Raw genomic sequence first — 21,070 nt, forward strand, 5'->3', positions numbered from 1 at the left:
CATGCCGGACACGCACGTGCTGGTGACGGGCGGCGCAGGGTATATCGGCACCCACACGCTGGTGGCGATGATCGCCGCCGGCCTGCGGCCGCTGGTGCTGGACAACTTCAGCAACGGCAGCCGCGAGGCCGTGCGCCGCGTGGAGCAGCTTTGCGGCACGCCGATCCCGCTGGTCGAGGGCGACATCCGTTCGCCCGGGCTGGTGGCCGGCGTGCTGGCGCAGGCGGCGGCGCGGGGCATGCCCGTGCAGTCGGTGCTGCACCTGGCCGGCTGCAAGGCGGTGGGCGAATCGGTGGCGAACCCGCTCAAGTATTACGACAACAACGTGCAGGGTTCGCTCGTCCTCTTGCGCACCATGCGTGAGGCGGGCGTGTCGCGGCTGGTGTTCAGCTCGTCGGCCACGGTGTATGGCGAACCGCAATACCTGCCGTTCACCGAGGCCCATCCGCTGGCGCCGGCCAATCCCTATGGCCGCACCAAGCTGATGGTCGAGGAAATGCTGAAGGACGTATGCGTGGCCGATCCCGCGTTCAGCGCCGTCACGCTGCGCTACTTCAATCCCATCGGCGCGCATCCCAGCGGATTGATCGGCGAGAGCCCGCGCGACCTGCCCAACAATCTCTTTCCGTTCATCACGCAGGTGGCGGTGGGCCGCCAGCCGTTTCTGCGCGTGTTCGGCGACGACTACGACACGCCCGACGGCACCGGTGTGCGCGATTACCTGCACGTCATGGATCTGGCACGCGGCCATGTGCAGGCGCTGACCTATGCGGACACCCATCCGGGGTTCGTGGCGGTCAACCTGGGAACGGGGCAGGGCACCAGCGTGCTGGAACTGGTGCACGCGTTCGAGCGCGTCAATGGCTGCCAGATTCCGCTGCGCGTCCTGCCGCGGCGTCCGGGCGATGTCGAGCGCATGTGGGCCGATCCGGCGCTGGCAGCGTCGCTGTTGGGCTGGACCAGCACGCACGGCGTGGACGCCATGTGCGCGGACGGGTGGCGCTGGCAGCAGGGCAATCCGCAGGGCTACGAGGTCGAGCCGGCAACGGCATAACCCCAACGCCATATCGGATGACTTTCGGCCTGCGCGCCAGAGCGGTTACAGTTGACGGAATTATTGCGAAGCAGCATTGCCCGGAGCTTTGCCCCGGGGGCTTCGCACCGTCAGCGAGGCAAACCCATGTTCGTTATCCATCCTACTGCCGGAACCGCCGGCTCCGTGTCCGGAGTCCGGCAATGAGCGGCCCCACCCATTTCCCCACCGCACACTGGAACCTGGACGGCATCGTGTCCGGCCTGCGCGAGGCCCGCGTCGCCTGGCGCGGCCCGCGCGGCCGCCTGCGCGACGACGCCGGCCTGCGCGAATTCCCTTCTCAAGAGAGCCTGCGCCAGATCATCAAGGACCTGTGCGGCGCCTTGTTCCCGATGCGCCTGGGGCCCATCGACCTGCGCGAGGAAGTCGAGGACTTCTACGTCGGCCACACCATCGGCGCCGCGCTCGATGCGCTGCTGCATCAGGTCTGTCTGGAACTGCAGTACGAAGGCCGGCATGACCCGGCCCTGCACGCCGACACGCAACAGCGCGCCACGGAGATCGTGCGCCAGTTCGGCGCCCAGCTGCCGGCCGTGCGCGCCGCGCTCGACCTGGATGTGATGGCCGCCTATCAGGGCGACCCGGCCGCGCACAACGTGGACGAAGTGCTGCTGTGCTATCCGGGCGTGGCGGCAATGATCCATCACCGTCTTGCCAATGTCCTGTATCGCCTGGGCGTGCCGATGCTGGCGCGCATCGTGGCCGAGATCGCTCACGCCGACACCGGCATCGACATCCATCCGGGTGCGACCATCGGCCGCAGCTTTTTCATCGACCACGGCACGGGCGTCGTGATCGGCGAAACCGCCATCATCGGCGACCGCGTGCGGCTCTATCAGATGGTCACGCTGGGCGCCAAGCGCTTCCCGCCCGGCGAAAACGGCGAACTCAAGAAGGGCCTGGCGCGCCACCCGCTGATCGAGGACGACGTCGTGATCTACGCGGGCGCCACGATCCTGGGCCGCGTGACGATCGGCAAGGGGTCGACCATTGGCGGCAATGTCTGGCTCACGCGCAGCGTGCCGCCGGGCAGCAACGTGACGCAGGCCAGCCTGGTCAGCGACATGCCCGATTGCGGGCTGGGCGGCTGAGGGCCACGGCCCGCGCGGCGCGAACTGCGGCGGGCGGGCGCGGCAATCGCGGGTGTGGCAATTCAAGGAGCGAGGTTTGGATACAGCAGTTCCGGAGCTGGCCGCGCTGCGCGGCTTCATCGACCGCCATCCGCGGCTCTTCGTCCTGACCGGGGCCGGTGTCAGCACCGACTCGGGCATCCCTGACTATCGCGACACCGAAGGCGAATGGAAGCGCCAGCCGCCCATGACGCTGCAGATGTTCATGGGCGGCGAACTGGCCCGTGCGCGCTATTGGGCGCGCAGCATGGTGGGCTGGCGCCGCTTCGGGCACGTGCGGCCCAACGCGTCGCATCTGGCGCTGGCGCGCCTGCAGGCGCGCGGCAACGTCGACATCCTGGTGACCCAGAACGTGGACGGCCTGCACGAGGCCGCGGGCAGCCGCGATGTCGTGGACCTGCACGGACGGCTTGACGCCGTGCGCTGCATGAACTGCGACTGGCGGGGCGGCCGCCACGACTGGCAGGAAAAGCTGCACGCGCTGAATCCGGACTGGATGCAACTGGAGGCCAGCGATGCGCCCGACGGCGACGCCGACCTGGACGGCCACGACTTCTCGCGGTTCGAGGTGCCGCCCTGTCCGCGCTGCGGCGGCATCGTCAAGCCCGACGTGGTGTTCTTCGGCGAGACGGTCCCGCGCGAACGTGTGGAGCGCGCCAATGCGGGCCTTGAAAGCGCCGACGCGGTGTTGGTGGTGGGCTCGTCCCTGATGGTGTATTCGGGCTACCGCTTCGTCACCGCCGCGTCGCGTGGCGGCTTGCCCATCGCCGCCATCAATCTGGGACGCACCCGCGCCGACAGCCTGCTGACCCTGAAAGTGGAACTGCCCTGCGCGGTGGCGCTGGAAGCGCTTTAAGAAGAAGCGGGTCGGCAGGTTTTTGAGCGGTCTAAGCAAGTGCTTGCCCGGCAACGCTTTTTTCGGCCGGTTACAGACCTTTCCATAGGGTTGTCCACAGGAACTGGGGATAACTCCTAGGGATAACCCCAGTTTTTTTGGGGTGGTTTCAAGCGCGCTGTCAAGTCTCGATGGATTCCAATGCGTCCCCCAGCAGCGCCTTGCGCGCCGCATGCCAGCTTCCGGCGTCCGGGGCGTACAGCAATCCGCCTGTGCGGTGGGTGGGCTTGTAGGGCGAACCGTCGAAATGCGCCGCATAGCCGCCCGCTTCCCGATGCAGCAGCCAGCCGGCGGCGTGATCCCACGCGGTCAGCTGGTTGTACAGCGCCACATGGCAATGGCCCGCGGCAAGCATGCGGTATTCGTGCGCGGCGCAGCGCAGTGAGGCCGTGCTGCCCAGCTGCGAGAGGTTGCCATTGACGGTGGTGCGCAGCGGCTCGGGCAGGGCGCCGGTGGAGATCATGCCATCCATGTCATGCGGGGGCGCGGGGCTGGCAACCGCCAGCGGCGCGCGTTTGCCGTTTTCGAATTCCAGCCAGGCGCCTTCGCCGCGCACCGCCAGCGCGCTGTCGCGGCTGACCGGGTCGTAGATCACGCCTGCGATCACGTCGCCGCGATGGCAGGCCGCGATCATCATGCCGAACAGTGGCAGGCCCGCGACGTAGTTGCGCGTGCCGTCGATGGGGTCGATGAGGAATGCGAGGTCGGCGTCGACCAGCATGTTCAAGAGGGCGGGATTGCGCGCCGAGGCTTCTTCGCCGATCAGCACGGCGCCGGGATGCAGCTTGGCCAGGCGCGTGGCGATCAGGCGTTCGGCTGCCTCGTCGGCGTCGGTGACCAGATCGCGCGGGGAGGTCTTGCCGCGCACGGCGCCTTCGGGCAGATTGCGAAACCGCGGCATGACTTCCGCCTGCGCGGTTTCCGCCAGGATGGCTGCCAGCCTGCGGGTGTCCTCAAGGGTGAAGGTTCTGCTCATACGGACTCTTCCAGGGAACGCGCAAATCTAACACGCCTGGATGGTATCGGAATGAACACGGCGCGCACATCGGCCACGCAGTCGACTGGCGCGCGCGGCGGGCCGCCGCGCGCGCCGGTTTTCATGCGCCGAGGTCGACGCAGAGGTACTTGATCTCCAGGTACTCTTCGATACCGTACTTGGAGCCCTCACGGCCCAGGCCCGACTGCTTGACGCCGCCGAACGGGCCGACCTCGTTGGAGATGAGGCCGGTGTTGATGCCGACGATGCCGTACTCCAGCGCTTCGGACACGCGCCAGATGCGGGCGTAGTCGCGCGTGAAGAAGTAGGCGGCCAGGCCGAAGATGGTGTCGTTGGCCATGCCGATGACTTCATCCTCGGACTCGAAGCGGAACAGCGGCGCGACCGGACCGAAGGTTTCCTCGCTGGCAAAGCGCATCGATTGCGTCACGTCGCGCACCACGGTGGGTTCGAAGAACGTGCCGCCCTTCGCGTGCGGCTTGCCGCCCGCGATGACCTTGGCGCCTTGCGCGGTGGCGTCGGCGATGTGCTCCTGCACCTTCTCGACCGCGTTGCGGTCGATCAGCGGCCCCTGCGTCACGCCGTCTTCAAAGCCGTCGCCCACCTTCATGGCGTTGACCTTGTCGACCAGGCGCTTGGCGATTTCCTCGTACACGCCGGCCTGCACGTAGATGCGGTTGGCGCACACGCAGGTCTGGCCGGCATTGCGGTACTTCGAGGCCAGAATGCCGTCGACCGCGCGGTCCAGGTCGGCGTCGTCGAACACGATGAAGGGCGCGTTTCCGCCCAGTTCGAGCGACAGCTTCTTGATTGTGGGCGCGCATTGCTCCATCAGCGTGCGGCCCACTTCCGTCGAGCCGGTGAAGCTCAGCTTGCGCACCACGTCGCTTTCGCACAGGGCCGCGCCGATGTCGCGCGAGCTGCCGGTGATGACGTGAAAGACGCCGGCCGGCACGCCGGCCTCTTCGGCCAGCACGGCCAGCGCCAGCGCGGTCAGCGGCGTCTGCTGGGCGGGCTTGACGATCATGGTGCAGCCGGCGGCCAGGGCCGGACCGGCCTTGCGGGTGATCATCGCAGCCGGGAAATTCCAGGGCGTGATCGCGGCGGTGACGCCGATGGGCTGCTTGAGCGCCATCAGGCGTTGGCCGGCCTTGGGGCTTTGCAGGATGTCGCCGTCGACGCGCTTGGCTTCCTCGGCAAACCACTCCAGGAACGAGGCCGCATAGGCGATTTCGCCGGCAGCCTCGGTGACGGGCTTGCCCTGTTCGGACGTCATGATGGCAGCCAGGTCTTTCTGGTTCTGCATCATCAGTTGCGCCCACTTCAGCAGGATCGCGGCGCGTTCCTTGCCGGTCTTGGCGGCCCAGGCGGGCAGAGCGGCCTCGGCGCTGGCGATGGCCTGTTCGGTCTCCTTGCGGCCCAGCTTGGGCACCGACACGATGGTCTTGCCGGTGGACGGATTGTCGACGGGGATCGATGCGCCTTCGCCGGCGCCAACCCACTTGCCGTTGATGTAGCAGGCGTCGCGCAACAGGTCGGGACGGGCGAGGGGATGGGACAGTGCTGTCATTTGGGAGTCTCCTTGATGGGTGCGGCGGGCCAAGCGACGACGGGCGCGGCAGGGTTCAGGCTTGAGATCCAAGCCGGGAACCTGCTACGCCCGCAATCGTTATGCCCGCCGGCCGAATAACCGGTTAGTCAGGGCTCGCGCCTCAAGCGGCAAGCGCCTCGGACAGGATGTCCAGCGCGCGTGCGAACTGGGCGTCGGGAATGGTCAAGGGATACAGGAAGCGCAGGACGTTTCCGTATACACCGCAGCTTAGCAAAATCAGGCCGGCGTCGAGGGCGCGCTTCTGCACGCGCTTGACCGCTTCGGCGTCGGGCTTGCCCGCCGCGTCGTTCAGTTCCAGCGCGACCATCGAACCCAGGCCGCGCACGTCGGCGATGCCGGGCACCTTGCCGCGCAGGCCTTCCAGGTGGGCGCGCAGCTTGTCGCCCAATTGGGTGGCGCGTTCGCACAGCTTTTCCTCGGCGATGACGTCCAGCACGGCGTGCGCCGCGGCCACGGCCAGCGGATTGCCGGCGTACGTGCCGCCCAGGCCGCCAGCGGCGGGGCCGTCCATGATCTCGGCGCGGCCGACGATGCCGGAAATGGGGAAGCCGCCGCCCAGGCTCTTGGCCATCGTGATGATGTCGGCCTGCACGGTGTGGTGTTCCATCGCGAACAGCTTGCCGGTGCGGCCAAAGCCCGTCTGGACTTCGTCGGCGATGAGCAGGATGCCGTGTTCGTCGCAGACCTTGCGCAGCGCCGTCATCAGTTCGGGCGGCGTGATGTTAAAGCCGCCTTCGCCCTGCACGGGCTCGATGATGATGGCCGCAACGCGCTTCGGATCGATGTCGACCTTGAACAGCAGGTCCAGCGCCTTGAGCGAATCGGCCACGCTGATCGATTGCGTGGCGTTGGGGAACGGCACGTGATAGATGTCGCCGGGCATGGGGCCGAACGACAGCTTGTAGGGGGCGACCTTGCCGGTCAGCGCCATGCCCAGCATCGTGCGGCCATGGAACGAACCGGAGAAGGCGATGACGCCCGAGCGGCCGGTGGCCGAGCGCGCGATCTTAACGGCGTTCTCGACGGCTTCGACGCCGGTCGTGAAGAAGGCGGTCTTCTTCAGGCCATCGATGGGGGCCACGCGGTTGATGCGTTCGGCGAGCGAGATGTAGCCTTCGTACGGAACGATCTGATAGGCCGTGTGCGTGAAGTTGTCCAGCTGCGCGGTGACCGCGGCCTTGACCTTCGGGTGCAGGTGGCCCGTGTTCAGCACGGCGATGCCGCCTGCGAAGTCGATGTATTCCTTGCCTTCGGCATCCCACAGCGTGGCGTTTTCCGCGCGCACGGCATAGAAGTCGCACATGACGCCGACGCCGCGCGGCGTGGCCAGGGAACGGCGGGTATTCAGATCCTGATTCTTCATCTCGGTCTCGATGAGAGTGATGGGCGGTAAAGCAGCTATTTAATGCTACGATGGCCCCACTTGTGGGAACCACTTTGATAAATCAGGTAGAACCAATTGCGGTCCATCGTTGGTGACTTGCTGCTGCTGCGCCTGGCCGACGGCGCCAGCGAGCCCATGAACAAGCGGCTCTACCGCGGCATCCGTGAAGCCATCCTGGATGGATCCATTGCCGCGGACTCGCGCCTGCCCGCCACGCGGGACCTGGCGGCCGAGCTGGGTATTGCCCGCAACACGGTCGTGCACGTCTACAGCCAGCTGCTTGCCGAGGGCTATACCCGCAGCCGGCAGGGCAATGGCACTTTCGTCAATGCGTCGGTGCCGGACTCCTATCTGGCCAGCGGCCGCCGCGCGCGCCAGGCGCACGAGGCGGCTTCGCGTCCCTCGCTGTCGCCGCGCGGCGCGGCCATCGTCGATGGCGTGTCGGCCTCGCCCTACCAATGGGGGGCGTTCATGCCGGGGGTGCCAGACCTGACCGAGTTTCCGCACAAGAAGTTTGGCCGCATCTTCAGCGCGTTGTGGCGCAACCCTGCGCCGGACCTGCTGACCTATGCCTACGGCGGCGGGCTGCCGGCGCTGCGCGAGGCGCTGGCGCAGCATCTGGCGCTGACCCGGTCGATCGATTGCGATCCCCAACAGATCATCATCACCGAAGGCTCGCACCAGGCCATCGACCTGGCCACGCGCATCCTGGGCGAAGCGGGAGAAACGGCGTGGGTCGAGGACCCCGGCTACTGGGGCGCGCGCACCATCCTGCAGGCCAACGGACTGCGCACGGTGCACTTGCCCGTGGACGAAGAAGGCATGCGGCTGCCAGACACCGTGGGCACGCCGCCGCGGTTCATCTTCGTCACGCCTTCGCACCAGTATCCGTTGGGGCCGGTCATGTCGCTGGCCCGCCGGCGGCAACTGCTGGCGGTGGCGCGGCAATGCGGCAGCTGGATCATCGAAGACGACTACGACAGCGAATTCCGCTTCTCGGGCAGGCCGATCGCGTCGCTGCTGGGCCTGGAGTCCGACGCGCCCGTGATCTACATGGGCACGTTCAGCAAGACGCTGTACCCCGGCCTGCGCGTGGGCTATCTGGTGCTGCCCAAGCCGCTGACCGCGGCATTCCAGGCCGCGCACGCAGAGCTTTATCGCGAGGGTCACCTGATGACGCACGCGGCGCTGTCGACGTTCATTTCCGAAGGCCATTACGCGGCGCACATCCGCCGCATGCGCATGCTGTACGGCCGCCGCCGCGCCATGCTCGTCAACCTGATCGAGCGGCGGCTGGGACCGGACTGGCTGCATCGCGACGCCAGCATGGCCGGCCTGCATCTGGTGCTGACCTTGCCGCCCGACATGGACGACCTGCGTGTGGTCGAGGTGGCCCGCAGCAAGGGGGTGCTGACGCGGGCGCTCTCGCGCTACTACGTCAACGACGAAGGACGCCGGCCGGGGCTGCTGCTGGGGTACGCCTGCGTGCCGGAGCACGACATCGCGCGCAAGTTCGAGGTGCTGCTGGAGAGTTTGGCCGAGGTGGCACGGCCCATGGCGCGGCCTGCCGCCAAGGCGGGTGCCTGATACCCGTTCACAGCCCCGGCAGCGTCAGCGCCGAGGCAAAGGCGGCGGCATTGCGCATGCCCTGGTCTTCGAAGTTGGTGTTGAACACCGCGTGGGCCTGTCCCGATTGGGAGGCCAGCCGGGTGAAGCGGGCGACCAGTTCGGCCAGTTCCGCTTCCGAGTACTCGTACTGGAACCTTCCCGACGACGCGGCGCCCGAAGCGTTCCAGGTGGCCGCATTGCGCCCGTGCAGGCGCAGCAGCGTCAGGTCCGGATGGGTGCTTTCCCAGACCGCGGGCACGGTGTTCTCAAAGCCTTGCGGCGCGTCCACGACGGTGTGCACCACGCCCAGATCGCGCTCGAAGGCCAGCGTGCCTGCCGTCGCATCGGCGGTCTCGAACCAGCTGCGGTGGCGGAACTCCACGGACACCAGGTGTTCCTCCATGCGCCGCGCGCAGTCCGCCACGCGCGCCATGCCCCGGGCGTCCCGCCGTATCCAGGGCGGAAACTGGAAATGCACCGCACCCAGCTTGCCCGGCATCCGCAAGGGCTCGATGGCAAGCTGGTAGCGCCGCCAGAGTTCGTCGCGCAGGTCGGCGGGCATTCGGTCGTGGTAGATGACCGGATCCGGCCAATCGGCCAATTCGCGCTGGATGTCGCCGGGCAGGGCGGAGAGCGGCGTCTGGTGGCCGGTGAACAGCCGGAAGGCTTTGATGTTGAAGACGAAATCGTCCGGCGTACGCGTGGCCCACCGGTGCGCGTTGTCGGGGGTGGGCATTGCGTAGAAGCTGGAGTCGACCTCGGCCAGCGAAAAGCGCGACGCATAAAAGCGCAGCCGGGATTCGGCGCTGCGGGCGTCGGGCGGATAAAAGCGGCCACAGGCAAGCAGGGTGGGGTCGGTCCAGGAGGCGGTGCCGGTCAGGATGCGGGGGAAATCGGGCATGGCGCCGGGGCGGTTCAGACGGATTCGAAAAAATTCTGTATAAATATACAGTGTTCATCCGGAGCCAGCCTTGGCTCCTTCCTTTTTGCGGCCGCAGCGCGGCGGCTCCGCTACATGCCAGACCAAGATCCTCTTTCGCATACTCCCGACAACGACAGCGCCGCCGCGCGAGCGGCCGAGCGGCCCGATCCGTTGGCCGACCTGAATCCCGCCCAGCGCGAGGCGGCCGAATTCGGCGTGACCGGCGCGCCCGGCAACGATGGCCCGCTGCTGGTCATCGCGGGGGCGGGGTCCGGCAAGACCAACACGCTTGCGCATCGCGTGGCCCACCTGATCCTGAACGGGGCGGACCCGCAGCGCATGCTGCTGCTGACGTTTTCGCGCCGCGCGGCGCTGGAAATGGAGCGGCGCGTGGGATCGGTGCTGCAGCGGGTGATGAACCTGCGCGCGTCGCAGCAGGCGCCGGCGCTGCCGTGGGCGGGCACCTTCCATGCGATCGGCGCGCGGCTCTTGCGCGACTGTGCCCAACGCATCGGTTTGTCCGAGGCCTTCACCATCCACGACCGCGGCGATGCCGAGGACCTGATGGGCATGGTGCGCCATGAGCTGGGCCTGTCCTCCACCAAATCTCGCTTTCCGCTCAAAGGGACGTGCCTGGCGATCTATTCGCGCGTGGTCAACAGCCAGACGCCCGTGGGCGACGTGCTCAAGACCTCGTTTCCGTGGTGCGCCCAATGGGAGGACGAGCTCAAGAACCTGTTCCGCGCATACGTCGCGGCCAAGCAGGACCAGCAGGTGCTGGACTACGACGATCTGCTGCTGTACTGGTCCGAAATGATGTCGGACGAGGAAATCGCGGCCGACGTGGGCGCGCGCTTCGACCACGTGCTGGTTGACGAATACCAGGACACGAACCGGCTGCAATCGGCCATTCTTTTGGCCATGAAGCCGGACGGCCGGGGCTTGACGGTGGTGGGCGACGACGCACAGTCCATCTATTCGTTCCGCGCGGCCACGGTGCGCAACATCCTGGACTTTCCCAACCTCTTTCCCGCGCCGGCGCGCGTCATCACGCTGGACCGCAACTACCGGTCCTCGCAACCCATCCTGAACGCCTCGAACGCGGTGATCGCGCAGGCCACCGAACGCTACGCCAAGGACCTCTGGACCGATCGCAAGTCCTCGCAGATGCCCGAGCTGGTGACGGTCAGCGACGAAGCCGGCCAGGCGCGCTGGGTGGCCGACCAGGTGCTTGCGCAGCGCGAGGGCGGCGCGACGCTCAAGTCGCAGGCGGCGCTGTTTCGCACGGCCAGCCATAGCGCCGCGCTGGAACTGGAGCTGACCCGCCGCAACATCCCCTTCGTCAAATTTGGCGGGCTGCGCTTTCTGGAAGCGGCGCACGTGAAGGATCTGCTGTCGATCCTGCGCTGGGCCGAGAATCCGCGCGGGCGCATGGCGGGGTTCCGGGTTGCGCAGCTGATGCCGGGCATTGGGCCAGCGACGGCGGGCAAGCTGATGGACGCCATGTCCGCGTCGGCCGAGCCGCTGCGCACGCTGCGCGAATTCAAGCCCGGCGCGGCGGCCCAGGATGAGTGGGGCGCTTTTGCCGACACCTACGCCGCGTTGTGCGACCCCACCCTGAAGTGGCCCGCCGACGTGGACCTGGCGCTGCGCTGGTACAACGGCCAGCTCGAGCGCCTGTACGACGATGCGCGCGTGCGCAAGACCGATCTGGACCAGCTGGTGCGCATCGCGTCGGGCTACCCGTCGCGCGAGCGCTTCCTGACCGAGCTGACGCTGGACCCGCCCGACGCCACCAGTGACGAATCCGGCGCGCCGCTGCGCGACGAGGACTACATGATCCTGTCCACCATCCATTCGGCCAAGGGCCAGGAATGGAAGGCGGTGTATGTGCTGAATGTCGTGGACGGCTGCATTCCGTCGGACATGAGCACGGGCACCGCCGAAGAGATCGAGGAAGAGCGCCGGCTGCTTTACGTGGCCATGACGCGGGCCAAGGAACGGCTTCAGCTCGTCGTGCCGCAGCGCTTTTACGTGCATCAGCAGACGGGCATGGGCGACCGCCACGTTTATGGGTCGCGCACGCGGTTCATCACCAACGCGATGCTGCCGCTCTTTGACCACCTGCCCAAGCTGCCCGACCTGCCGCCCGGACGGGCCGAGCCGCGCGAGCCGCAGGCCCCGCGCATCGACGTGGCCAAGCGGGTGCGCAGCCTTTTCTGAGCCAGCGGCCCGTCAGCGGGCTGGGCTATCATCGGCCGATAACCACACGCTGCGCGGCAGGGATCGATTTGTCCGAGGAAGTCTATGTCTACTGAAGCACAAGCCGCCGACGCGCCCAAGGGCGAGGTCGTGGCATCGATCGCCTACGTGAACGGACGGCGGGACCGCGAGGTCCCCATTGCAGAAGCCGGCCAGTACGTCGCCCGGCGCCAGGGCCAGAGCATGTTGTGGATCGGCCTGCGCAACCCCAGCCCCGAAACGCTTGCCAAGGTGGCGCGCGAACTGGGCGCCTGCGACAAGAACCAGGAAGAGATGCTGGAAACCCACCGGCGTCCCAAGATCATCGACTACGGCAACATGATCCTGATCGTCGCCATCACGGTCGAGGTCGAGGCTGAACGCCCCATCTTCGGCGAAACGCAGTTCCTTATCGGCGACGGCTTTCTGGTCACGGTGCGGCGCGGCGCCACGGCGGGCCACAGCCCGCTGCGCGAGCGCCTGGAGGCCTCGCCCGACCTGCTCAAGCGCGGCAGCGATTATGTGGCGTCCGAATTGCTGGATTGGCTGGTGGACCGTTATGTCTCGGCGGCCGTCAAGATCGAGAGCGTCGTCGAGGGCGCGGAGCAAAAGCTCCTGATCCGCGGCGCCAAGGACTCGGATATCCGCAGGCTGTACCGTCAACGCCGCGACCTGCTGCGCATCCATACGGTGGTCTCGCCGCTGGCCGAGATCTGCCGCCGGCTGGCGCGGGTCGAAATGTCCGCCGTCGACGAGCACGCGCGGCCCTACTTCGGCGAAGTGGCCGACCGTGTGCTGCGCGTGGATGAATTGTTCAATTCACTGCGCGAGTCGCTGGCGTTCGCCTTCGAAGCCAGCCTGATGATCGGGCAGGCGGCGCAGAACGACACCACGCGCAAACTGGCCTCCTGGGCCGCCATCCTGGCCGTGCCTACCGCCATCGCGGGCATCTATGGGATGAACTTCGAATTCATGCCCGAACTGAAGTCTCCGTGGGGGTATCCGATCACGCTGGGCGTCATCGCGTCCATCTGCTCGGTGCTGTACTGGCGGTTCCGCAAGTCCGGCTGGTTGTGATGCGCCGCAAATCTCCCTTTCGTGGCGGCAGCAAGCTGACCGCGCTTGTCGTTGCCTTGGTTCTGGCGGTGGCGGGTGCCATCGTGAACTGGCTTGAACCGCAGGATTCGGCCCCACAGCGCCCGGGGCCGACGGCAAGCGGCAAGCCCTCGGCGCCGGGCGGAGGCAAACCGTCGGCCGTGGCGCCTGCGGGTGGTGTGCCGCCGGGGAGCTTCACCCTGACCGGCACGATCGTGAACGTGGCGGACGGCGATACCGTGACGTTGCGGGCGCCTGACGGCCAGCGGCGTATCCGGATGGACAGCATCGACGCGCCGGAGGAGGGCCACGGCACGGACCAGCCCGGCCAGCCCGACGCCGAGGCGTCGCGCAAGCACCTGGCAGATCTGGTGGCCGGCAAGACGCTCACGGCGCAGTGCTACGAGCAGGACCAATATGGCCGCGATGTCTGCGCGCTGATCCTGGCCGACGGCCGCTCGGCCAACCGCGTGCAGGTCGAAGCCGGCTACGCCTGGGCCTACACGGCCCGTAAGGGCGATTACCTGCGCGACAAGGCCATGCCGGACCTGCAGCGCCAGGCCAAGGCGGCTGGCCGCGGGCTGTGGGCGCGTCCTGACCCCGTGCAGCCCTGGAAATGGCGCTACGACTGCTGGCGCCAGCGCCAGTGCGGCTGAAGGCCGCAACCGCCCCGTATTTCGTCCCTAGGGGGATGCCGGGGTACTTCATCGGCCCCCCTTTTGCTATCCTCTGTCGCTACGAAACGACGGGAAGGTTTCCATGGGTGTACTGAAGCGGCTCTGGGCGTCGGCCATGCTGCTGTCGCTGGCGTTGGCGGGCTGCTCGCAGGAAAGCCCCATCAACAGCCCCTATCCATCCGGCGCCGAAAGCCAGAACACGCTGTATTCCGCTTTCGTCAAACGCTCGCCCAAATACCTGGACCCGGCCAGCTCCTATTCCGGCGACGAGACGCCCTACACCTACAACATCTATGAGCCGCTTTATGGGTATCACTACCTGAAGCGGCCCTACGAGCTGGTGCCGCGCGCGGCGGCGTCGATCGATCCGCCGGTCTACCTGGACAAGGCGGGCAACCCGCTGCCCCAGGACGCGCCGGGTGAGCAGATCGCGCAAAGCGTCTATGACATCAAGATCCGTCCCGGGATACGTTTTGCGCCGCACCCGGCCTTTGCCCGCAAGCAGGACGGCAGCTACGCCTACTATCCGCTCGCCCCGGGCGAACTGGACGACAAGTTCTACATTCCCGATTTCCCCCTGACAGGCACCCGCGAGCTCACCGCCCACGACTACGTCTACGCCTTCCGGCGCCTGGCCAGCCCGCGGGTGGTGTCGCCCATCTATTCGCTCATGGCCGAGCATGTGCAAGGTCTGAAGGACTACGGCGACCGGCTGCGCCAGCGCGACCAGGATCTGCGGCGCGACGTGCCGGGCGGCAGCGGCACGCTGCCCTGGCTGGATCTGCGCGAGGACAACGGCTTCAAGGGCGTCGAGGCGCTGGATGACCACACGCTGCGCATCCGCGTCGACGGCAAGTATCCGCAGTTCAAGTACTGGCTGGCCATGACCTTCACCGCGCCCATTCCGTGGGAGGCGGACCGCTTCTACAGCCAGCCCGGCATGGCCGCGCACGACCTGTCGCTGAACACCTGGCCGGTGGGGACCGGCCCGTACATGCTGGTCGAGTCGCTGCAGAACCGCCGCCACGTGCTGGGCCGCAACCCCAATTACCACGGCGAGCCCTATCCCTGCGAAGGCGAGCCCGGCGACAAGGCCGCAGGCCTTCTGGCCGACTGCGGCAAGCCCACGCCCTTCATCGACCGCGCCGAGTTCAGCGTCGAAAAAGAAGCCATTCCGCTGACCGGCAAGTTCATGCAGGGCTATTACGACGTGCCGCAAATCGAGCGCGGCGAATATGGCGTGGCGATGCTGGTGGCGGCCGGCGACAGCCAGGACAAGGCCCGCAAATACCAGGAACACGGCATCAAGCTGCCCACCACGGTCGAGACCGCCAACTGGTACATGGGGTTTAACTGGCTGGATCCGGTGGTGGGCAAGGGCGACACGCCCGAACAACAGGAGCGCAACCGCAAGCTGCGCCAGGCGATCAGCATTGCCTTTGACTGGGAAGAATACGTGGCCGTGTTCGAGAACAGCCAGGCGTCCGTCGCGTACGGCCCGGTGCCGCCCGGCGTGCTGGGCTACCGCGACCCGCCCGAAGGCATCAATCCGGTGGTGTATGACCTGGTCGACGGCAAGCCCGTGCGCAAGCCCATCGACGTGGCCAAGCGCTTGCTGGCCGAGGCCGGCTACCCCGATGGCCGCAACGCGCAGACGGGCGCGCCGCTGGTGCTGTATTTCGACTCGATGAGCGGCGGCGGGTCCAACCCGCAGTTCGACTGGATGCGCCGGCAATTGGCCAAGATCGGCGTGCAGCTCGACGTGCGCGCCACCGACTACAACCGCTTCCAGGACAAGATGCTGCGCGGCGCCGCGCAGATCTTCCTGTGGGGCTGGAACGCCGACTACCCCGACGCCGAGAACTTCCTCTTCCTGCTCTACGGCCCGAACGCCAAGGCCAAGGGTGGCGGCGAAAACGCGGCCAACTACGCCAGCCCGGAATTCGACAAACTGTTCGAGCAGATGAAATTCCTGGACGACGGCCCCGAAAAGGCCGAACTGATCGCCCAGATGATCGCCGTCGTCCAGCGCGATGCGCCGTGGATGTTCGGCTACTTTCCGATGTCGGGCGGGGCCTACCAGCAGTGGGTCGGCAACGCCAAGCCCACGCAGATGGTGCGCAACACGCTGCAGTACATGAAGATCGATCCGGCCTTGCGCCAGCAGAAGATCGACGAATGGAATTCGCCCATCTGGTGGCCCATCGGCGTGTTCATCCTGCTGCTGGCGCTGGCGATCTGGCCTTCGTACGTGGCGCTCAAGCGGCGTGAACGCCAGACGGCATTCGTGCCGCCCGAACGCAAGGAGCATCAATCATGATCGGCTATGTGATCCGCCGGCTGCTGTATGGCGTGCTGATTCTGATCGGCGTCAATCTCTTCACCTTCATCCTGTTTTTCGCCGTGAACACGCCGGACGACATGGCGCGGCTGGCCATCGGCGGACAGCGCGTCAGCCAGGATGCCGTCGAAAAATGGAAGGCCGAGCGCGGCTACGACAAGCCGCTGTTCTTCAACGCCCAGGCCCAGGGCACGGCGCAATTGACAGACACGGTGTTCTACCGCCGCTCGGTGCCGCTGTTGGTCATGGACTTTGGCGCCTCCGACGGCGGCCGCGACATCGGGCGCGAGATCAAGACGCGCATGGGACCCAGCCTGGCGCTGGCGGTGCCCACATTCTTTCTGGGCCTGTTCGCCAGCATCGTGTTTTCGCTCACGCTGGTGTACTTCCGGGCGACGCGGCTGGATTTCTGGGGCGTCGTGCTGTGCGTGATGCTGCTCTCGATATCCAGCCTGTTCTACATCATTGCGGGCCAATGGCTGTTCGCCAAGCTCTTGCGGCTGGTGCCGTTCTCGGGCTATTCGGGCGGCCTCGACGTGGTCAAGTTCCTGGCGCTGCCGGTGCTGGTGGCGATCGTCTCGCGGTTGGGGCCGGAGGCGCGCTTTTACCGGACGCTGTTTCTTGAAGAGATCGGCAAGGATTACGTGCGCACCGCGCGTTCCAAGGGGCTGGCCGAACGTGTGGTGCTGTTCCGCCATGTGCTGCGCAACGCGATGCTGCCCATCCTGACCAGCACCGTGGCCGCGCTGCCGCTGCTGTTCATGGGCAGCCTGATCGCCGAGTCGTTCTTCGGCATTCCCGGCTTGGGCAGCTACACCATCGACGCCATCAATGCGCAGGATTTCTCGATCGTGCGCGCCATGGTGTTCCTGGGCGCGGCCCTGTACATCGTGGGGCTGATCCTGGCCGACATTTCCTACACGCTGGCCGATCCCCGCGTGCGTTTCGAGTAGCCGCCATGCCCAAGTTCGTCTTTCTCTGGACCGATATCGCGCTGTGGCTGATGGTGGCCGGCGCGCTGGCCTACGTCTGGCGCGTGCGCCGCAGTCCCAACCTGCGCGCGACCTGGGCGCGTGTGGCGCGCGACACCCCCGCCATGTGCTCGGCCGTCATTCTGGTCGCGTTTTCGGTGATCGGCCTGCTGGATTCCGTGCACTACCGTCCGCTGCTGCCGCCCGCGCCGGGCGCAGCCGCCGATGCTCCGCCGGTGTATGCGCCGGCGGTGCGGTCGGCGCTGGACGGCCTGTTGGCGGGCACCGTGCTGACCCGCCCGGAAAAAACCTATTCCGAGCCGCTGGCCGCGCATCAGTTCACCAAAGAGACCATGCTGGTCGATGACAAGCCGGTGCGCGACTTTCCGCGGCTGCGCGGCGCGGCGCTGCACCTGACCGATCCGGAGAAGGAGCGCGCGGGCGACATCGCCATGCGGCTGGGTTGGGGCCTGGCCGCCGGGCTGGCCGTCGCGCTGGCGGGCGCGGTCCTGCTCTTCGCGTGCCTGACGCGCGCCACCGGTTCGGCGTCCCACGCCGCCGAGGAGCTGCTGGCCGGCCGGGCCGACATCCCGTGGCGCGCCATGACGATCACCTTCGCGCTGTTATGTCTGTCCGTGGGTGCGCTGGCCGGCCTGTCCAGCGGTTACCACGCGCTGGGCACCGACCGCATCGGCAACGACGTGCTGTGGCAGGCGTTGAAAAGCATCCGCACGGCGCTCGTCATCGGCAGTCTCACCACGCTGGCGATGCTGCCGCCCGCCATCGTCTTCGGCATCGCGGCCGGGTATTTCAAGGGCAAGGTCGACGACGCCATCCAATACCTCTACACCACCATCACGTCGATTCCCGGCGTGCTGCTGGTGGCGGCCTGCGCGCTGATGATGCAGGTGTACATCGACAACCATTCCGATCTCTTCGACACGTCCGCCGCGCGCGCCGACCTGCGGCTGTTCCTCTTGTGCATGATTCTCGGGCTGACGGGCTGGGCGGGGCTGTGCCGCCTGCTGCGCGCCGAGACCCTCAAGCTGCGCGAACTGGAATACGTGCAGGCCGCGCGCGCGTTTGGCGTTTCGCACTGGCGCATCATGACGCGCCACCTGCTGCCCAACGTGGCGCATCTGGTCCTGATCACCGTGGTGCTGGAATTCTCGGGGCTCGTTCTGTATGAAGCCGTGCTGTCCTATCTGGGCATCGGCGTGGATCCCAGCATGAATTCCTTCGGCTCGATGATCGACGGCGCGCGCCTGGAAATGTCGCGCGATCCCATGATCTGGTGGAACCTGATGACCGCTTTCATCTTCATGCTGGCGCTGGTGCTGGCCGCCAACCTGTTTGCGGACGCGGTGCGCGATGCGTTCGATCCGCGCACACGCCGCTACAAGCCCAGCCGCCTCGCGCGCCTGGGCTTTATGGGCCGCCGTCCGGAAGCCATGCTGGCGGCCGACGGCCGCGCCTCCAAGACCGGGGAGGCGCCATGAGCGACGGCACCCCTTTGCTGACAGTGCAGGGCCTGGATGTCGACGTCGCGGGCGAGACCGGCATCACCCACGCGGTCAAGCGCCTGGCGCTGGCCATCTCCCAACGCGAGACCTTCGCGCTGGTGGGCGAATCGGGCTGCGGCAAGAGCATGACCGCGCTGGCTCTGTTGCGGCTGCTGCCGGATGCCGGCCGCATTGTGGGCGGGCAGATCGAACTGGACGGCGAAGACCTCAACCGCCTGCCCGAGAGCGCCATGCGCGGCGTGCGCGGCGGGCGCATCGGCATCATCTTCCAGGAACCCTCCACCAGCCTGAATCCGGTCATGCGGGTGGGCGACCAGATCATCGAGACGCTGACCGCGCACACGCCCCTGCGCGTGGCGGCCGCGCGCGCGCGGGCCATCGACTGGCTGCGCCGGGTCGGCATCCCCGAGCCCGAGCGCCGCATCGACGACTATCCCTTCCAGTTTTCCGGCGGCCAGAAGCAGCGCGTCATGATCGCCATCGCGCTGGCGGCCGAGCCGCTGCTGCTGATCGCGGACGAGCCCACCACTGCGCTGGACGTGACGGTGCAGGCGCAGGTGCTGGACCTGCTGGCCGCCATCCAGCAGGAAATGGGCATGGCCGTACTGCTGATCACGCATGACCTGGCCGTGGTCAAGAACGTGGCGCACCACGTCGCCTTGATGCGCGGCGGCGAAATCGTCGAGAGCGCCAGCGCCGAGGAATTCTTCCGCGCGCCGCGTCATCCCTACGCCAAGCAGCTCTTCGAAGCCATCCCCACGTTCGACAAGCGCGGCGTGCCGCTGACCGAACACGGTCGCGCCGCGGCCGCGCAGGAGCGCGCGCGGGGCGAACCGGCCAAGGCGGGCGGCGTGGTGCTGGACGTGCAGGACCTGAAAGTCCATTACCCGGTGCGCAAGGGGCCGCTGCGCCGCATCGTGTCGTGGGTCAAGGCCGTGGACGGCGTGACCTTCACGTTGCGCGCGGGCGAAACCCTGGCCCTGCTGGGCGAGTCCGGCTGCGGCAAGACCACCACCGGCAAGGCGTTGCTGCGGCTGATCGACGGCGCGCGCGTGTCGGGCCGCGCCATGCTGCAAGGCCAGGACCTTCTTACCGCCGACCGGCGCCAGTTGCAGCGCCTGCGCCAGGACATCCAGATCGTGTTCCAGGACCCTTATGCGTCGCTGGACCCGCGCATGCGCATCGGCGAGATCCTGGACGAGGGGCTGGCGTCGCTCAAGCGCGGCATGAGCCGGCCGGACCGCGAGAAGCACGCCGCGCAGCTCATCGAGCGGGTGGGGTTGCCGGCCAACACGCTCACGCGCTATCCGCACGAGTTCTCGGGCGGACAGCGCCAGCGCATCGCGATCGCCCGCGCGCTGGCCGTTGAACCCAAGGTGCTGATTTGCGACGAGCCCACATCGGCGCTGGACGTATCGGTGCAGGCGCAGATCCTGGACCTGCTGCGCGAACTGCAGGCCGAACTGGGCATCGCCTATCTGTTCATCACCCACAACTTCGGGGTGGTCGAATACCTGGCGGATCGCATCGCGGTCATGGACAAGGGCCGTATTGTCGAACTGGGACAGGCCGAGGCCGTGTTGCTGGCGCCGCGCCAGGAAGTCACGCGCCGCCTGCTGGCCGCGGTGCCGCGCTTGCACTTCGGGCCGCCCGAAGCGGCCTGATCCGGTTCAAGCGGCGGCGGGGCTGGGCCCCGCCGCCGTTCACTCGGCGTGATGCGTGCAATGGTGGCCCGGATGATGGGCGCCGCCCATTTCCAGCCACTCAAGCGCGTCGCGCTTTACGCCGCGGCCGCAACGCGTCAGGAACGCGTGCACGGTTTCCAGCTCCGCGGTGTCATAGCCGCACGACGTCGTCGCGATGGCGTCGGCGATCCACTGCCGCTCCTTCGCGATCATCCGGCATTGCGACTCGACCGGCCGGATCACGATGACCCGGCGGTCCAGCGGATGCCTGCCGCGCTCGACGTAGCCGGCGGCTTCCAGCCGGTTGATCAACGCCGTCGCGCCGCCGGAACTGATGCCCATCAGCCGCGCCAGATGCCCCGTCGGCAGCGCATCGAACGCCATGACCAGCTCGAGCGCCTTCAGGTCCGCCAGGGGCATGCCCAGGTTTTCCGCCAGTGCCGACTGGCATGCCGCGTGGCTGGCGGCAAATTGCCGGCCGAGCAGCTGGACGATGTCGTCCAGCATGCCGGACCGCCGGCCGCTCTTGGGGGAGTCGGCCATGCCGGTCATGGGTTCGTGATGAGAGTAGGTCTGTTGTTGCAGCATGATGGGTTTTCCTGACGGTTGCGGGGAATCACTTCTTTCCGGCCAGGCCGCCGAGCAGTCCGCCCAGCAAGCCGCCGTTGGCGGCGCCGCCCGTGGTGGTGCTCGACGCGCCGCCCGTCACCCCGACCAGCAGTCCGCCCAGCAACCCGCCGCCATTGGCCGAGCCACCCGCCGATCCGCCGGCTCCTCCCGTCCCCGTCGTGGCCCCCGCACCCGCGCCTGCGCCTGCCCCTGCGCCCGCGCCGACGCTCACGCCGCCCACCAGTCCGCCCAGCAGTCCGCCGCCGTTCGTGCCGGCCGCCGCGCCC

General features: G+C 67.4%; 16 protein-coding genes and 1 pseudogene. 11 read left to right on the forward strand and 6 right to left on the reverse strand.

From position 1 onward, the window contains the following. Position 1: 1 nt before the first annotated feature. The 3 genes from galE (at position 2) to HV786_RS25470 (ending at position 3,079) form a co-directional block, all read left to right on the forward strand. Positions 2 to 1,054: a UDP-glucose 4-epimerase GalE gene (gene galE / locus HV786_RS25460; protein WP_128828657.1), complete on the forward strand. Its 1,053-nt coding sequence runs from the start codon at positions 2 to 4 to the stop codon at positions 1,052 to 1,054. 182 nt (positions 1,055 to 1,236) lie between these two features. Further along, positions 1,237 to 2,184 (forward strand): serine O-acetyltransferase EpsC, encoded by a 948-nt coding sequence (epsC, locus tag HV786_RS25465; protein ID WP_175212005.1) that lies wholly within the window; start codon positions 1,237 to 1,239, stop codon positions 2,182 to 2,184. A gap of 76 nt (positions 2,185 to 2,260) precedes the next feature. After that, the gene (locus HV786_RS25470) at positions 2,261 to 3,079 is read left to right on the forward strand and encodes an NAD-dependent protein deacetylase (RefSeq protein WP_128828656.1); all 819 of its coding nucleotides are present in this window, start codon (positions 2,261 to 2,263) and stop codon (positions 3,077 to 3,079) included. A 160-nt stretch (positions 3,080 to 3,239) separates the two neighbouring features. On the opposite strand, the gene HV786_RS25475 is transcribed toward HV786_RS25470, so the two are convergent. From HV786_RS25475 to HV786_RS25485, 3 genes are all read right to left on the reverse strand, one after another. After that, on the reverse strand, positions 3,240 to 4,094 hold the full coding sequence (locus tag HV786_RS25475; protein ID WP_128828655.1) for an inositol monophosphatase family protein: 855 nt from the start codon (positions 4,092 to 4,094) through the stop codon (positions 3,240 to 3,242). A 121-nt stretch (positions 4,095 to 4,215) separates the two neighbouring features. Continuing rightward, positions 4,216 to 5,685, reverse strand: coding sequence for an NAD-dependent succinate-semialdehyde dehydrogenase (locus HV786_RS25480; protein WP_128828654.1), 1,470 nt, complete (start codon positions 5,683 to 5,685; stop codon positions 4,216 to 4,218). Between the two features lie 142 nt (positions 5,686 to 5,827). Continuing rightward, positions 5,828 to 7,090, reverse strand: coding sequence for a 4-aminobutyrate--2-oxoglutarate transaminase (locus HV786_RS25485; protein ID WP_056323744.1), 1,263 nt, complete (start codon positions 7,088 to 7,090; stop codon positions 5,828 to 5,830). A gap of 96 nt (positions 7,091 to 7,186) precedes the next feature. Here HV786_RS25485 and pdxR point away from each other — a divergent pair, with 96 nt between their 5' ends. Next, positions 7,187 to 8,698 (forward strand): MocR-like pyridoxine biosynthesis transcription factor PdxR, encoded by a 1,512-nt coding sequence (gene pdxR / locus HV786_RS25490; protein WP_420809660.1) that lies wholly within the window; start codon positions 7,187 to 7,189, stop codon positions 8,696 to 8,698. A 7-nt stretch (positions 8,699 to 8,705) separates the two neighbouring features. Here pdxR and HV786_RS25495 read toward each other — a convergent pair whose 3' ends face one another. Next, positions 8,706 to 9,620: a DUF72 domain-containing protein gene (locus HV786_RS25495; RefSeq protein ID WP_128828653.1), complete on the reverse strand. Its 915-nt coding sequence runs from the start codon at positions 9,618 to 9,620 to the stop codon at positions 8,706 to 8,708. A 114-nt stretch (positions 9,621 to 9,734) separates the two neighbouring features. On the opposite strand from HV786_RS25495, the gene HV786_RS25500 reads away from it, so the two are divergent. The 7 genes from HV786_RS25500 to HV786_RS25530 all read left to right on the forward strand — a co-directional run bounded on the left by HV786_RS25500 (position 9,735) and on the right by HV786_RS25530 (position 20,153). Beyond that, positions 9,735 to 11,864, forward strand: a complete 2,130-nt coding sequence (locus tag HV786_RS25500) for an ATP-dependent helicase (RefSeq protein ID WP_254599517.1) — start codon at positions 9,735 to 9,737, stop codon at positions 11,862 to 11,864. A gap of 84 nt (positions 11,865 to 11,948) precedes the next feature. After that, positions 11,949 to 12,959 carry a magnesium and cobalt transport protein CorA gene (locus HV786_RS25505; RefSeq protein WP_128828652.1) on the forward strand — a complete coding sequence of 337 codons (1,011 nt, stop codon included), beginning with the start codon at positions 11,949 to 11,951 and terminating at the stop codon, positions 12,957 to 12,959. Continuing rightward, positions 12,959 to 13,633 (forward strand): thermonuclease family protein, encoded by a 675-nt coding sequence (locus HV786_RS25510; RefSeq protein WP_128828651.1) that lies wholly within the window; start codon positions 12,959 to 12,961, stop codon positions 13,631 to 13,633. Before HV786_RS25505 ends, HV786_RS25510 begins: the two co-directional genes overlap by 1 nt. Before the next feature lie 103 nt (positions 13,634 to 13,736). Beyond that, positions 13,737 to 15,974: an ABC transporter substrate-binding protein gene (locus HV786_RS25515; protein ID WP_128828650.1), complete on the forward strand. Its 2,238-nt coding sequence runs from the start codon at positions 13,737 to 13,739 to the stop codon at positions 15,972 to 15,974. Next, a complete protein-coding gene (locus HV786_RS25520) occupies positions 15,971 to 16,948 on the forward strand; it encodes an ABC transporter permease (RefSeq protein WP_128828649.1) in 978 nt (325 codons plus the stop codon). Before HV786_RS25515 ends, HV786_RS25520 begins: the two co-directional genes overlap by 4 nt. A 5-nt stretch (positions 16,949 to 16,953) precedes the next feature. Continuing rightward, the gene (locus HV786_RS25525; RefSeq protein WP_175212007.1) at positions 16,954 to 18,465 is read left to right on the forward strand and encodes an ABC transporter permease; all 1,512 of its coding nucleotides are present in this window, start codon (positions 16,954 to 16,956) and stop codon (positions 18,463 to 18,465) included. Beyond that, positions 18,462 to 20,153 carry an ABC transporter ATP-binding protein gene (locus HV786_RS25530; protein WP_175212008.1) on the forward strand — a complete coding sequence of 564 codons (1,692 nt, stop codon included), beginning with the start codon at positions 18,462 to 18,464 and terminating at the stop codon, positions 20,151 to 20,153. Before HV786_RS25525 ends, HV786_RS25530 begins: the two co-directional genes overlap by 4 nt. A gap of 39 nt (positions 20,154 to 20,192) precedes the next feature. Here HV786_RS25530 and HV786_RS27500 read toward each other — a convergent pair whose 3' ends face one another. Both HV786_RS27500 and HV786_RS25540 read right to left on the reverse strand, forming a co-directional pair. Then, entirely contained in the window at positions 20,193 to 20,762 is a 570-nt protein-coding gene (locus HV786_RS27500; protein ID WP_128827502.1) for a MarR family winged helix-turn-helix transcriptional regulator, read from the reverse strand. A 28-nt stretch (positions 20,763 to 20,790) separates the two neighbouring features. Beyond that, a pseudogene (locus HV786_RS25540) lies at positions 20,791 to 21,070 on the reverse strand (collagen-like triple helix repeat-containing protein); the annotation flags it as partial.

Origin of the sequence: Achromobacter mucicolens (assembly GCF_902859725.1) — a bacterium.
GTDB lineage: Bacteria > Pseudomonadota > Gammaproteobacteria > Burkholderiales > Burkholderiaceae_B > Achromobacter > Achromobacter mucicolens.

Coding starts and splice junctions, on each gene's coding strand:
- galE (WP_128828657.1), top strand. CDS start 2: ATGCCGGACACGCACGTGCTGGTGACGGGCGGCGCAGGGTATATCGGC.
- epsC (WP_175212005.1), top strand. CDS start 1,237: ATGAGCGGCCCCACCCATTTCCCCACCGCACACTGGAACCTGGACGGC.
- HV786_RS25475 (WP_128828655.1), bottom strand. CDS start 4,094: ATGAGCAGAACCTTCACCCTTGAGGACACCCGCAGGCTGGCAGCCATC.
- HV786_RS25480 (WP_128828654.1), bottom strand. CDS start 5,685: ATGACAGCACTGTCCCATCCCCTCGCCCGTCCCGACCTGTTGCGCGAC.
- HV786_RS25485 (WP_056323744.1), bottom strand. CDS start 7,090: ATGAAGAATCAGGATCTGAATACCCGCCGTTCCCTGGCCACGCCGCGC.
- HV786_RS25495 (WP_128828653.1), bottom strand. CDS start 9,620: ATGCCCGATTTCCCCCGCATCCTGACCGGCACCGCCTCCTGGACCGAC.
- HV786_RS25500 (WP_254599517.1), top strand. CDS start 9,735: ATGCCAGACCAAGATCCTCTTTCGCATACTCCCGACAACGACAGCGCC.
- HV786_RS25505 (WP_128828652.1), top strand. CDS start 11,949: ATGTCTACTGAAGCACAAGCCGCCGACGCGCCCAAGGGCGAGGTCGTG.
- HV786_RS25510 (WP_128828651.1), top strand. CDS start 12,959: ATGCGCCGCAAATCTCCCTTTCGTGGCGGCAGCAAGCTGACCGCGCTT.
- HV786_RS25515 (WP_128828650.1), top strand. CDS start 13,737: ATGGGTGTACTGAAGCGGCTCTGGGCGTCGGCCATGCTGCTGTCGCTG.
- HV786_RS25520 (WP_128828649.1), top strand. CDS start 15,971: ATGATCGGCTATGTGATCCGCCGGCTGCTGTATGGCGTGCTGATTCTG.
- HV786_RS25525 (WP_175212007.1), top strand. CDS start 16,954: ATGCCCAAGTTCGTCTTTCTCTGGACCGATATCGCGCTGTGGCTGATG.
- HV786_RS25530 (WP_175212008.1), top strand. CDS start 18,462: ATGAGCGACGGCACCCCTTTGCTGACAGTGCAGGGCCTGGATGTCGAC.
- HV786_RS27500 (WP_128827502.1), bottom strand. CDS start 20,762: ATGCTGCAACAACAGACCTACTCTCATCACGAACCCATGACCGGCATG.